This window comes from Streptosporangium sp. NPDC020145 (assembly GCF_040631275.1).
Lineage (GTDB): Bacteria > Actinomycetota > Actinomycetes > Streptosporangiales > Streptosporangiaceae > Streptosporangium.
Genome location: NZ_JBEXZT010000007.1, coordinates 150,660 through 162,524, shown reverse-complemented (window position 1 = coordinate 162,524; position 11,865 = coordinate 150,660). Strand labels below are relative to the sequence as shown.

The following is an 11,865-nucleotide window of genomic DNA, read 5'->3' as shown; positions in this document are numbered from 1 at the left end:
GAGACAGCGAGGTGCTCAGGTGAACCCCCGAAAGGTCGTGCCGGTTGGGGGGCACGGGTGAGCCGCTCTTCGCGGGCGCGCAACCGTCTGGCCGTCCGCTACTTCGACGACAGGATTCTGCTGACCGACACGTCGGTCTGGGCGTACTTCCGGCTGCCGACCGTCAGCTACGAGTTCATCACCCCCGACGAACGGGAGGCGCTGGCCACCAACATCACGATCGCGCTCGCGGCGATCAGGATGCCGGACGCCGAGGTGCACCTGCGGGTCGCGCACCGCACCTACCCGGCGGCCGAATGGGCGATGGCGCTGGACGCCACCTCCGACGAGGGGCCGGGCTGGCGCGACTACCTGGAGGAGATGTACCGGCACGTCTGGGCCAAGGACTTCTGGACCAAGGAGGTCTACCTCGGCGTACGGCTCGGCGCGCGAGGCAGGCAACTCGGCACCGGGGTGCTGTCCCAGCTGTTCGGCTTCTACCAGCGCGGTGAGAAGGTCCTGGGCATCGAGGACGATCACGTTCCCAAGGCGGAGATCACCCGGTGGAGTGAGCAGGCCGAGCGTCTGGGACGGGCCCTGTCGTCGAGCGCGCTGTACGCCAGGCACGCGACCTCGACCGAGATCGCCTGGCTGTTCCAGCACGCCGCGACCGGTTCCCTGGGCGATCCGCCCCCCTCGGCCAGCCCGAGGCGGCAGTGGGGGAGGGGTGAGATCGAGTCCCTCGTGGAGGGGCAGATCCACAACGGCAGGTCCCTGCTGCGGATCGAGCAGCCGGACGGTGACTCCTACGTCGCGCACCTGTCCTTCGCCCGCTTCCCCGACCTGATGCCCTTCCCCGACGGCGAACCGTGGATGCACTTCGCCGACCAGCTGCCCTTCCCCGTCGAGATCAGCTCCAGGATGCGGCTGATCTCGCCGATCAAGGCGAGCAAGGACGTGGCGCGCAAGCTCGCGCACGCCCGCGACATGGACATCCACATCCGCGAGGCCGGGGCGGAGGCGCCACTGGCGCTCGCCGAGCAGATCGACGCGGCCCGGATGCTCGAACACGGCATCACCAAGGAACGCCTGCCCTTCGTGTACGGCTGGCACCGGCTGATGGTGTCCGCCCCGACCGAGGAGATCTGCGTGCAGCGGGTCGAGGCGGTCGTCGAGCACTACCGGGACATCGGCATCGACATCGTCAACTCGACCGGCGACCAGTTCTCGCTGTTCTGTGAGGCGCTTCCCGGGGAGAAGGTCAGGGTCAACGCCTACGCCCAGCGGCAGCCGCTGCGCACGATCGCGGGCGGCATGGCCGGCGCCACCGTCGATCTCGGCGACCGGGTCGACGAGGGCAACGCGGGCTGGATGGGACCGTACATCGGGGAGACCCTGGGCAGGGCCCGCAGCATCGTGCACTTCGACCCGCTGGTGGCGGCGACCCGTAACCGGCCGACGGCCATCGCGATCACCGGTGAGCCGGGCGGCGGCAAGACCACGCTGGCCCTGCTGATGATCTATCAGATGGCGCTGCGCGGGGTGACGGTCGCGGTGATCGACCCCAAGGGCGACGCCGACTCCCTGGTCCAGCTGTTGCAGGCGCGGGGCAGGAAGGCACGGGTCATCCCGCTCGGTTCCGCGGCGCCGGGCCTGCTCGACCCGTTCTCCTTCGGCGACGACATCGCGGCCAAGAAGACCATGGCCAGCGAGACGCTGCGGCTGCTGCTTCCCCGGATGTCGGAGGAACGCGAGTCGGCGATGATCCAGGCGGTCGCGGCGGTCTCCGCCAGGCCGGATCCGTCGCTGGGCAAGGTCGTCGACTTCCTCGAACAGGCCGAGGACGCGGCCTCGAAGAACCTGGGCGCCGTGCTGCGCTCGATGTCGGAGATGCACCTGGCGCGGTTGTGCTTCGACCCGTCGGGTGGCGACCAGATCGACACCGAGGGCTGGACGACGGTCTTCACGCTGGGGGGCCTGACGCTTCCCGACGCCTCGACGGGCCGCGACGACTACTCCTACGAACAGCGCCTGTCCGTCGCGCTGCTCTACCTGGTCGCGCAGTTCGCCAGGGGACTCATGAACGGCCTCGACCGCAGGACGCCGAAGGCGATCTTCCTGGACGAGGCGTGGGCCATCACCTCGACCCCGGAGGGCGCCAAGCTGGTGCCCGAGGTCAGCCGGATGGGGCGTTCGCGCAACACCGCGCTGGTGCTGGTCTCGCAGAACGCGGGCGACCTGCTGAACGAACAGGTGACCAACTGCCTGTCGTCGGTGTTCGCCTTCAGGTCCACCGAACGGGTGGAGGTGGACCATGTCATGGCGCTGCTCGGGGTCGAACCCTCCGAGGAGCACAAGGCGGTGCTGCGCTCGCTGGGCAACGGCGAGTGTGTTTTCCGGGATCTGGACGGGCGCGCGGGGCGGATAGGGGTGGACCTCATCTCCGATGAGCTGCTCCGTTGGCTGGACACGAATCCGACCCACGACAAACCCGCCGAGAACGTGCATGATCTTTCCGGGGGCGACAGAGTCAGTAGGCCGGGGGCCACGGCGCTGGAGGTACGGTCATGAAGGGCTCCCGCGAGGGCAGCAGAAACTCCCGCAAGAGACGACTACGCAGGCGGATAGCCATCACCCTGGTGGCCCTGGCCGCCTTCTTCGCCTTACCGATGCTGGTGCCGACGGGGGACTCGACCGCCGTCGCCGCCGGCCCCTGCGACCTCTCCCCGGACCTGGCCCCCGAGATCGTGGGCTCGGGTGTGGACGGTCTGGTCAAGGCGCCGCCTCCGGACACGCCCGCGGCGGGCACACCCACCGCGGCACCCACCCCGGCGCCGACCGCGCCCGGCGCCGCCCCGCAGAGCAACTACGCCCGGTACGGCACCGGCGGCCAGTTCTGGCACACCTACGGGCTCGGCTGCGGCGACGTCGCGGCGGTCATGGGCAACATGACCGCCAACACCGTCTTCTCCTGGGCCAAGGCGCTCGACCGGCTGACCATCACGACCTACCAGGCGGCGGCGACCGAGGGGCCCCTTGAGTCGATCAAGGGCGTCGTCGACGACATCGTGGGCAACCTGGCCGAGGCGATGTACTGGCCGTACCTGCGGCCCATCGTCATCCTCGGCGCCATCTGGCTGGCGTGGTACGGCCTCATCCGCAAACGCGCGACCACGACCGCCGAGGGCATCATCTGGATGGTCCTGGCCGTCACCGTCGCCGTCTGGTTCTTCAGCAGGCCGGGCGACTTCACCGGTCTCGGCAAGACCGTGACGGACAAGACCGGAGAGGTCGTCAACTCGGCCTTCTCCAACCTGCCCAACGCGGGCGGTGCCTCCTGCCTCGCTCCCAAGGACGTCGCCAATCCCCAGGCGAAGCCCGGTGGTTACGGCCAGACCGGCGTCCCCGGCGTCGACCAGAACGCCGAGGCGCTCTGGTCGACCCTGGTGTGCAAGCCGTGGCTCATGGGTGTGTTCGGTACCGCCGACCCCAACGCGCCGGTGGTGAAGGTCTTCGGTGCGAAGCTGCTGGACATCCAGGCGCTGGACGCGGCCGAGCTGAAGGCGAACCAGACGCCCAACACCAATGCCCACCAGGCAAGATACGAGGAAGAGGTCGCGAGCAAGCTGCAGAACACCCCCATTTTCTTCCTCTTCCAAGGAAAGGATTGGACGAGCAGGCTCGGCATCGCGATCGGCGCCCTGATGGCCGCGATGGTCGCGGGGTTGTTGATCTTCCTGGTCGCGGTCTCGCTGCTGGTCCTGAAGATCGGGTTCCTGCTGCTGCTGATCCTCGCGCCGGTCTTCCTGCTGATCGGCGTCCATCCGGGGTCGGGGCGGATCATCGCGATGCGCTGGGTGGAGATGCTGATCGGCACCCTGCTCAGACAGGCGGTGCTGGCACTGGTCCTGGGCGTCCTGGTGTACGGCTACGCCCTGATCATCGCCACCGAGCTGCCGTGGGGCATGCAGGTCATGTTCATGGCGCTGATGACGATCGCGGTGTTCTTCTACCGGCGGCCGTTCCAGCACCTGTTCTCCTCGATGGACGGCCACACGTTCACCACGCGCATGCTGGGTGAGGCGGCCTCCGCGCCGACCCTGCAGCGCGCGGCGGGGGTGCTGCCCCCGGTCGCGGCGGCCAGGGCGGGCCGGTGGGGGATGCGCAAGGCCGAGCCCGTACTGCAGGCGGCGGCCATGGCGGGCGGTGCCTCCGTCGCGACGGCCGCGGCGGCGGTCGCCCAGGGCAAGGTCAGGGGCGAGGAGGGCGACCGGGGCGCGGGAGCGGGCACCCGGGTCCCGGCGGGCGCGCAGCCCGCGCCGCTGGACACCGAGGCCCAGTCGGGCAACCGGCGCAAGGGCGTGGGGCGTCCCGTCACCGCGACCCGTACGGGCGCGGCCCCGCCGCTGAACCTGTCCGGTGGCGCGGGCGGCTCCACCTCGGCCAGGACGGGCTCAGCCGGTCGTGGCACCGGCTCGGGCGGTTCGGCCGGTTCGGGCGGCTCGGGTTCCGGCGGTGGCTGGTTCGGCGGGTCCTCGGGGGGCTGGGCTCCGCGAGGCTCCTCTGGCGGGTCGTCCACGGGCAGGTCGTCGGGCGGTGGCCGGTCCTCCGCGCCGTCCTCGGGCAGCAGGCCGTCCTCCGGCGGTGGCAGGTCGTCCGGTTCCTCCGGTGGTGGCCGGTCGGGCGGTGGTCTCTTCGGCGGCGGTGGCGGCAACAACGGCGGCGGTTCCCGGCGTGCCGAGTCGAGCCCGCGGGGCTCCGGCTCCTCGGGCGGTTCCTCCAGGTCCGGCAGCAGCATCTTCAGCTCCTCCGGTTCCCGGGACGACGCGGGGCGCGGCCGGTCCTCAGAGGCACCGCCGCTCTGGCTGGCCAGCAGACCGGAGCGCGACAGGCAGGCAGGGGAGGCGGCGCCGTTCTGGCTGCGTGCCTCGAACCCCGATAAGGACTGACGATGGTCGAAGGCAGGCGGGGCGTCGTCTTCGCGGTGCTGGTGGCGGTGCTCGCGCTGGTCGGGCTCTACCTGACCATGTGGTCCGGTCCGGACGGCGGCGGGCAGGAGCCCGCCGCCGAACCGGCGGGCGTGAGCCGTACGACACGGGGGGAGGCCGAGCCGCCGCACGCCGAGGCGACGGCGAGCAACGCGCCCTTCGACGTCTACTCCTACCTGCCGATGACCAAGCAGGAGCTGGCGGCAGCCGCCGACTACGCCCGGCGGTTCACCGTCGAGTACGGCACGTTCAGCTACGACGAACAGCCCTCCGCCTACGGTGACCGGCTCAGGAGCTACACCACGTCGGACTTCGCCGACGTGCTGCTGCGTACGGTCACCTCGCCGGGCACCATCGCGGCCAACACCGCCGACGAGGTGGTCTCCGTCGGATCGGCGAAGGTGAAGGAGATCAGGCAGATCCAGCGGTCCTCGGTGATCTTCGTGGTCACCGGGACCCAGACCGTCACCGCCAAGAGCGGCGCCAAGGAACGCACCGCCGACTACGCCGTGACGGTCGTCGAGATGGGCACCGAGTGGCGGATCCACGACCTGCAGCCCGCCGACGAGGGACAGGACGGAGACGACCAGTCCTCGGGCGCGGCCGGATGAGAGGGAAAGCGATGCTCGTCCGCCTGATCCCGTACGGCGTGCCCTCCGGAGCGGCTGGATGAGGGACAACAAGAGGATCCGTCTCGCGCTGATCCTGGCCGTCGGGGCGCTGTGCCTGTTCACGCTGAGCATGGCGCCGGTGCTGATGATCGGCTCCTTCCCATCCTTCACCGGCGGTGACCTGCCCGACTGCAACGACAGGGCGCAGCCGGTCGGAGACGAGTCGGAGACCGCGGCCTCCGACATCCCCTCCGAGTACCTCAAGCAGTACCGCGCCAGCGCCAAGAAGATCGGCGTGCAGTGGAACGTGCTCGCCGGGGTCGGCAAGCGGGAGACCGACCACGGACGCTCGACACTGCCGGGGGTCAGCAGTGGCACCAACTACGCGGGCGCCGCGGGGCCGATGCAGTTCCTGATCAGCACCTGGGGCGGCAAGGCCAAGATCAAGATCCCGTCGACGTTCAACGGCTACGCCTCGGACGGCGACGGCGACGGCTGGGCGGACGTCTACAACCCGGCCGACGCCATCCTGGGCGCGGCCAAGATGCTCAAGCACAACGGGGCGCCCGAGAACGTGCGCAGGTCGCTGTTCGTCTACAACCGGGCCTGGTGGTACGTCGACCAGGTCATGGAGATCGCCGAGCGGTACGCCAAGGACGGCGCGGTCGGCGTGCCGTCACAGGCGGAGGAACTCTGCGACGAGCCGCTGATCGCGGCGGCCCCCTCCGGCACGGTGGCCGGGATCCTGGAGTACGCCCTGAACCAGCGCGGCAAGCCGTACCTGTGGGGTGGCACGGGGCCCGACGCCTTCGACTGCTCGGGGATCATCTACATGGCCTACCGCAGCGTCGGCCTGACGATCCCGCGCACGACCTTCGGCCAGTGGCCGTTCGGCGTCAAGGTGCCGGAGGGGCAGGAGCAGGCGGGAGACCTGGTCTTCTTCAACGCCGGGCCCGGCACCTCGGCCGACCGGCCGGGGCACGTCGGAATGGTGGTCTCACCGGGCAAGATGGTCGAGGCCAGGTGCCGTCTGTGCGGGCCGATCAAGGTCACGACCTACAAGGACCGTACCGGCATCGTCGGGTTCACCCGGCCGCTGGCCAACCCCCAGGTCGTCGAGCAGCTCAGGTTGAGGGAACAGGGCTGACACAATCGAGCCCATGGACAAGGTCGTTGTGGGAGCCGCGATCGTCGACGGCAACGGGAGACTGCTCACCGCACAGCGCGCCGACCCCCCTGAGCTGGCGGGCGGTTGGGAGTTCCCCGGAGGGAAGGTCGATCCGGGGGAGGACGACCGCACCGCGCTGGTCCGGGAGTGCGAGGAGGAACTCGGCGTCCTGGTCGAGGTGGGGCAGCAGATCGGCGGTGACTGGCCGCTGGCGGGTGGATACGTGCTGCGGGTCTGGCTGGCGCGGATCGTCGAGGGCGAGCCGGAGGCCAAGGAACACCTGGACCTGCGCTGGCTGGCCGGTCACGAACTCTACGACGTGCCGTGGCTTCCGGCGGACCTGCCGATCGTGCGGGCCGTACAAGGTCGGCTCGGCGGGGGTTGATCGGCTACTCACTGTGACATAACACCACTGAACGTTTGTTGTCGCGTGTCCGAATCGGGGGATCGGAGAGATGCGGTGACCGGATGGTGGCGGGGTGCCCGGATCATGTCGGCGGTCGGAGCGGGGACATTCGTCCTCGGCGGGGGGCCGGTGGTCCACGCGGCCGGGGCGGGCGACGCCGTACCACCGGACGTGGTCCGTGCCGACGGGACGGCGGGGTTCCGGGTGTGGCTGAGCGGGCCGGGCAGTGAGGCGCGGCTCACGGTCGTGGCGACGCCGGGTACGGAGATCCGGTTCGTCGGCTGTCCCGCGCCGGGACTCACACCGGGGTCCAGGTCGGGACCTGAGCCGGGGGCCGCGTCGGGACTCACACCGGGGTCAAGGTCGGGGTCCGCGTCAGAGCCTGAGCCGGGACGCGGGTCGGAGCCTGAGTCGGGGGCCGCGTCGGGATCCTCGGAGGGCTTGGGGTCGTCAGGAGCTGTGCAGGTATGGCGGGAGTGCCTCCTGGGGGAGGTGAGCGCGCGCACGTCCGTTGACGTGCTGGTCGACGCGCCCACGGCCGGGGCCTGGCCCGTCGGGCTGGCCGCGCTGCTGCGGATGCGCACCCCGGAGGGCGAGTGGGTGACCCGTACGGCCACCGGCCTGCGGGGGGCACGGCCCATGGGCGGCCCCGGGGAGGCGGACTCTCTGCCGCGGCGGCGCCCCGAGGGGATCGAGATCGAGCCGATCGCCTGGGAACGGCCCGAGGGAAGCGGTTCGTCGGCACCGGGCCCGGACACCCGGGGTGTTCCTGGCTCGCCGGGAGAAGCGGGGGCGGGGGAGCGGGGGAGCGCGTGGGCCCCGGCGATCCAGGGGCCGGGATCCGTTCCGCCGGCCCAGGGGACTCCGCCGGTCCGGGAACCAGGGGAGACCCTTCCAGGGCAGGGGGCTGAGGCCGCCCATCCGGTCCCGGGGGTGGAGGTCGTGCCTACGGTCCGGAAACCGGGGACCGTCCGTCCGGTGAAGGGAGCGGGAGGGGTCCCTCCGGCCTTGGGCGTGGAGGCTGTGCCGCCGGTTCAGGGGTCGGGGAACGTCCGTCCGGTCCCGGGGGCGGAGGTCGTCCCATCGGTTCGGGGGGCGGAGGCTGTGCCGCCGGTTCGGTGGCCAGGGGTTGTCCGTCCGGTTCCGGGGGCGGAGGTCGTGCCGCCGGAAGGCGGTTCCGGGGAGGTGGATCAGGGGGCGGACCCCGGGCGGGACCGGGGCGAGGTCACGGAGGTGGGTGTCCAGCCTGGGCCTGAGCCGTATGAGACGGTCACGCCGCCCACGTCGCATAAGGCGGTCAGAGCGCCGAAGGGGCCGGGCGCCGGGCGTCGGGCGGAGGTTCCCGGGCCGCCGGTCCCGGCCGGTGTCCCAGGGGCCGGGCGGACGGCCAACATGCTGGGGGCCGGGCAGGCGGCCAACGTGCCGGAGACCGGATCGGCGGCCAATGTGCCGGGGGCAGGGGCGGCGGTCAACGTGCCGGGGGCCGGGCAGGTACCTCCGCTGTGGAACGACCCCAACCTGAGGATGCCGCTGGCTGCGCCGACGGCCGTCGGCGCAGGGCCCCCCGCGTCCCCCGCGATCGCCACGGATGCCCCGCCGCCGGGTGCGCCGTTGCCCCAGGACGTGGACGGGCCCGGTCAGGAGATCGAGCCGGTGGCCCTGTGGACTCCGTCCTTGACTGGCGCGAATGGATTTCCCGTGGTGGGGGGTTCGGTCGGCGGTCTGCTCGGTCTGCTGTGGCTGCAGGCGCGTATTCAGCGCAGACGCGGTACGCGATAGGTGTCATGAAACAGGGGTTTGTTATTCCTTTTATCCGACTAGTATTTCCTTGACTTGACTGGGCTTGTATAGGGAATCCTCGGAGGGCACCTGTGAGGCGATCACGGCGTGCGGCGACCGTCTCAGCCGTCCTGGTGTCGGTGGGAGTGTGCGCGGGACTGGTGGTCGCCAACGCGCCGTTCGCGAACCGGACCCCGGTCGGGGTCACCCGGCTGCTGGCCGCCAACCCCTCGGAGATCCCGGGCTGTGACATCGATCCCGCCGGGCCGTGTGAGGAGGAGCCGACGCCGGTCGTCACCGTCACGGTCACCAGCGACCCGGACCCGCTTCCCCCTTCGCCGACCCCGCAGAAGACGGTGACCACCACGGTCACCGTGACGCCGAGCCCGAAGCCCAAGAAGCCCAAGAAGCCGCAGGTTCCGGAGCCGACCCCCACCCCGGCGACGGTCGAGACGCCGACCACCGCGCCGGTGGTCCCCGATCCGACGCCGACGGCCGATCCGACGCCCTCCGACCAGGCGCCGGTCTTCCCCACCACGGAGGAGACCCAGCAGCCGACCCCGACCCCGACCCTGACCCCCGTGACCGGCGCCACGCCCGAGCCGACCGAGAGCACCACGTTCGAGGACAACGGGCCCGCCTCGGTGCCCTACGAGATCCGTAACGCGGGCTCCGACTTCGACGCCGCCGGGCTGAGCCAGCGGCTCGGCATCCCGGCGTTGGTCCTGGCGCTGCTGGTCCTGTTCGCCGTGTTGATCTTCGAGGGCAGGCTGCGCCGTCTGGCCCACGCCTCCGCCGTACGCAGGGCCGGACCGCGTGGCCCGGGTGCCGGGCTCGACCCGAGGCTCTACCCGCAGGGCGCCGCCTACGCCCCCGCGCCGGGCATGCCGCCCACGGTCTATCAGGGCGGTACGGCCTACGCCCCGATCATCAGCTTCGTCCCCATGCAGATGTACGCCCCGGTGCTTCCCGAGGGCTACGCGCCGGAGCAGTACGAGCAGCCGACGAGCTACATGCCGGTTCCCGGACAGGAGCAGCCCTTCGGACAGGAGCAGCATCCCGGGTACGGCGAGCCTGCGCGGCCGGAGGAGTTCACCGGGGACGCCGCGAGGCCGTTCCCCCAGGGCTCGGAGCGCTTCGACGGCCCTCTCCCGCAGGCTCCTCCCGGCGTTCCCCAGAGGGGCGTTCCCGGCGCCGTGCAGGGGGACTTCCCCGGAGCGCCGTTCCCGCAGCGACCGGACGAGTTCCCCGGGGCGCCGGTTCCGCCCGGTAACCTCCCCGGCGGAACCGGCGAGTTCCCCGGCGGCCTCCCCGGCGGAGCGGGAGGGTTCCCCGGTGGACCCGGGGAGTTCACCGGGCCGATCCACGGGCCGCAGGGGCCGGGCGAGTTCCCGGGGGCGCCGTTCCCGCAGGAGCCGCGGGACGACAGGCGTCCCTTCGGTCTCGAACCGCTGCCCGGCACCAAGCCCGCAGGGGAACAGCAGCCTCGGCGTCCCTTCGGCCTTGAGCCGTTGCCCGGCACCAAGCCCGAACCCTCGGGAGGCCCACAGGAGCCGCAGGGCGCCCGCCGTCCCTTCGGCCTTGAGCCGCTGCCCCCGGCCAAGTCCAGGAGGGGCAGGTCGAAGGCCCCCAAGCCCGAGACTCCCAAGCCTGAGGCGCCGGCCCCCGAGGTCTCCAACTTCGAGCCACCCGGTTCTGGCCCCTCGGGCACCGCGGTCTACCCCCTCCCCGGGGAGGGCGGCAAGAAGAAGCGCGGCCTGTTCCGCAAGAAGTAGTCACCTACCCTCGGGTCGCCACCCGGGGGTATTTGGCATGAAATACCTGGTCAAAGGCGATATGTCGGCCAGGGGTGAGATTTCCGGCCCTAATAATTCATCAGCATTTTTCCGGATATGTCCTGACAGGAAATGGCCGGTCAACGCGGTGAAGCGAGCCGTACGGCACCGCCACGCGGCCGACGCGTCACAGCCGGCGCGGGGCGGTGGCGCCGTCACGCGGGTGGCGAGCCACGGACCGCGCATCACGGCCGGCGGACCACGGCTGGCGCGTCATGAAGGGCGTGGACCGGCGAAGTCGTTACGTGGGCGGCCGGTCGCGAGCCGTACGGGGTCATGAGCCCTGACATGCCGAGGCGCCGGTCACGGGGGTGACCGGCGCCGGGGCGGGGGTGTCAGCTCTTCGAGCCGGACCGCTTGAAGATCTTGTTGCCGAGCCAGACCAGCGGGTCGTACCTACGGTCGACGACCCGTTCCTTCATCGGGATCAGCGCGTTGTCAGTGATCTTGATGTGCTCGGGGCAGACCTCGGTGCAGCACTTGGTGATGTTGCAGTACCCCAGACCGTGCTCCTCCTGGGCGGAGTCCTTGCGGTCGGCCACGTCGTAGGGGTGCATGTCCAGCTCGGCGATCCGCATCAGGAAACGCGGACCGGCGAAGGCGGGCTTGTTCTCCTCGTGGTCACGGATCACGTGGCAGACGTTGTTGCACATGAAGCACTCGATGCACTTGCGGAACTCCTGGGACCGCTCGACGTCGATCTGCTGCATGCGGTACTCGCCCGGCTGCACGTCCGCGGGAGGGGTGAAGGACGGGATCTCGCGCGCCTTCTGGTAGTTGAAAGACACGTCCGTGACCAGGTCCTTGATCACCGGGAACGTCCGCATGGGCGTCACGGTGATCGTCTCGTCCTCCGTGAAGGTGGACATCCGGGTCATGCAGCCCAGGCGCGGCTTGCCGTTGATCTCCATGGAACACGAGCCGCACTTGCCGGCCTTGCAGTTCCAGCGGACCGCGAGGTCGGGGGCCTGGGTGGCCTGGAGCCTGTGGATGATGTCGAGGACGACCTCGCCCTCGTTCACCTCGACGGTGAAGTCCTCAAGCTTCCCCTCGCCGCCCTCGCCCCGCCACACGCGGAACTTCGCCTTGTAACTCATGG

At 70.8% G+C, this 11,865-nt stretch carries 8 protein-coding genes; 6 read left to right on the top strand and 2 right to left on the bottom strand.

Annotated elements, in window-relative coordinates; genetic code table 11:
* The first annotated feature begins 57 nt into the window (after nucleotides 1–57).
* The 5 genes from ABZ463_RS15880 to ABZ463_RS15860 are packed head-to-tail and all read left to right on the top strand — an operon-like array spanning nucleotide 58 to nucleotide 7,131.
* A complete protein-coding gene (locus ABZ463_RS15880) occupies nucleotides 58–2,550 on the top strand; it encodes an ATP-binding protein (RefSeq protein WP_352013767.1) in 2,493 nt (830 codons plus the stop codon).
* Entirely contained in the window at nucleotides 2,547–4,928 is a 2,382-nt protein-coding gene (locus tag ABZ463_RS15875) for a type IV secretion system protein (protein ID WP_362776594.1), read from the top strand. The genes ABZ463_RS15880 and ABZ463_RS15875 overlap by 4 nt, the downstream gene beginning before the upstream one ends.
* A gap of 2 nt (nucleotides 4,929–4,930) precedes the next feature.
* On the top strand, nucleotides 4,931–5,578 hold the full coding sequence (locus tag ABZ463_RS15870; RefSeq protein WP_352013765.1) for a conjugal transfer protein: 648 nt from the start codon (nucleotides 4,931–4,933) through the stop codon (nucleotides 5,576–5,578).
* 58 nt (nucleotides 5,579–5,636) lie between these two features.
* Nucleotides 5,637–6,725, top strand: a complete 1,089-nt coding sequence (locus ABZ463_RS15865) for a bifunctional lytic transglycosylase/C40 family peptidase (protein ID WP_352013764.1) — start codon at nucleotides 5,637–5,639, stop codon at nucleotides 6,723–6,725.
* Between the two features lie 13 nt (nucleotides 6,726–6,738).
* Entirely contained in the window at nucleotides 6,739–7,131 is a 393-nt protein-coding gene (locus ABZ463_RS15860) for a (deoxy)nucleoside triphosphate pyrophosphohydrolase (protein WP_352013763.1), read from the top strand.
* A gap of 8 nt (nucleotides 7,132–7,139) precedes the next feature.
* On the opposite strand, the gene ABZ463_RS15855 is transcribed toward ABZ463_RS15860, so the two are convergent.
* Nucleotides 7,140–7,910, bottom strand: coding sequence for a hypothetical protein (locus ABZ463_RS15855; protein ID WP_362776590.1), 771 nt, complete (start codon nucleotides 7,908–7,910; stop codon nucleotides 7,140–7,142).
* Nucleotides 7,911–9,023: 1,113 nt separating this feature from the next.
* On the opposite strand from ABZ463_RS15855, the gene ABZ463_RS15850 reads away from it, so the two are divergent.
* The gene (locus ABZ463_RS15850; RefSeq protein ID WP_362776587.1) at nucleotides 9,024–10,706 is read left to right on the top strand and encodes a hypothetical protein; all 1,683 of its coding nucleotides are present in this window, start codon (nucleotides 9,024–9,026) and stop codon (nucleotides 10,704–10,706) included.
* Nucleotides 10,707–11,101: 395 nt separating this feature from the next.
* Here ABZ463_RS15850 and ABZ463_RS15845 read toward each other — a convergent pair whose 3' ends face one another.
* Nucleotides 11,102–11,863, bottom strand: a complete 762-nt coding sequence (locus ABZ463_RS15845) for a succinate dehydrogenase/fumarate reductase iron-sulfur subunit (RefSeq protein ID WP_352013759.1) — start codon at nucleotides 11,861–11,863, stop codon at nucleotides 11,102–11,104.
* Nucleotides 11,864–11,865 lie beyond the last annotated feature (2 nt).

Coding starts and splice junctions, on each gene's coding strand:
- ABZ463_RS15875 (WP_362776594.1), top strand. CDS start 2,547: ATGAAGGGCTCCCGCGAGGGCAGCAGAAACTCCCGCAAGAGACGACTA.
- ABZ463_RS15870 (WP_352013765.1), top strand. CDS start 4,931: ATGGTCGAAGGCAGGCGGGGCGTCGTCTTCGCGGTGCTGGTGGCGGTG.
- ABZ463_RS15865 (WP_352013764.1), top strand. CDS start 5,637: ATGAGGGACAACAAGAGGATCCGTCTCGCGCTGATCCTGGCCGTCGGG.
- ABZ463_RS15860 (WP_352013763.1), top strand. CDS start 6,739: ATGGACAAGGTCGTTGTGGGAGCCGCGATCGTCGACGGCAACGGGAGA.
- ABZ463_RS15845 (WP_352013759.1), bottom strand. CDS start 11,863: ATGAGTTACAAGGCGAAGTTCCGCGTGTGGCGGGGCGAGGGCGGCGAG.